Below are 536 nucleotides of genomic sequence, written 5' to 3'. Positions count from 1 at the left end.
TTGTCGATTTCGATTCGGCCGTCATTGCAGTAGCGCGTTAGGGCCTGCCACCGGTTGAGGGCATAGAGGATTGCACCGCCCAATGCCGACTTTTTCGACAGTTGAGTCAGCGTCTGATTAAGCCATGCGTGCAGGTGTTCCAGCAGCGGACTGGCCCGACTTTGCCGAACCGTTTTTCGCAGGTTGGGCGGCTGCCCTCGGATCTCGCTTTCGATGGCATACAGGGCCGCAATCCGTTGCAGCGCCTCGGCGGCAAGGGGTGAAGCCAAGTCTTTGTAGACATCGTAAAACTTGCGCCGGGCGTGAGCCCAGCATGCAGCTTCCTCAATAGTGCCCGTCGCATACAGCTGAGCAAAACCGGCGTAGCCGTCAGCCTGCAAGATCCCGCTAAAGCCCTTGAGATGAGCGCGCGGATGTTGCCCCTTGCGATCCGACGAGTAGGCAAACCAGACCGCCGCCGGTGTCGAGTCACCCGCAGGTCGGTCGTCCCGCACGTATGTCCACAGGCGAGCCGTTTTGGTCTTGCCGTTGCCCGG

Annotated in this window: 1 protein-coding gene; it reads right to left on the bottom strand. The window is 60.4% G+C overall.

Going from position 1 to position 536, the window contains the following annotated elements; genetic code table 11:
• Positions 1 to 536 (bottom strand): IS66 family transposase (tnpC, locus tag INT12_RS32130; RefSeq protein ID WP_193059243.1); only part of this gene is annotated, 536 nt, incomplete at both ends.

Origin of the sequence: Pseudomonas sp. K8 (assembly GCF_014889455.1) — a bacterium.
GTDB classification, from domain to species: Bacteria; Pseudomonadota; Gammaproteobacteria; order Pseudomonadales; family Pseudomonadaceae; genus Aquipseudomonas; species Aquipseudomonas veronii.
Note: the sequence above shows the minus strand (reverse complement) of the source record. Positions and strands in the feature narration are given on the sequence as shown.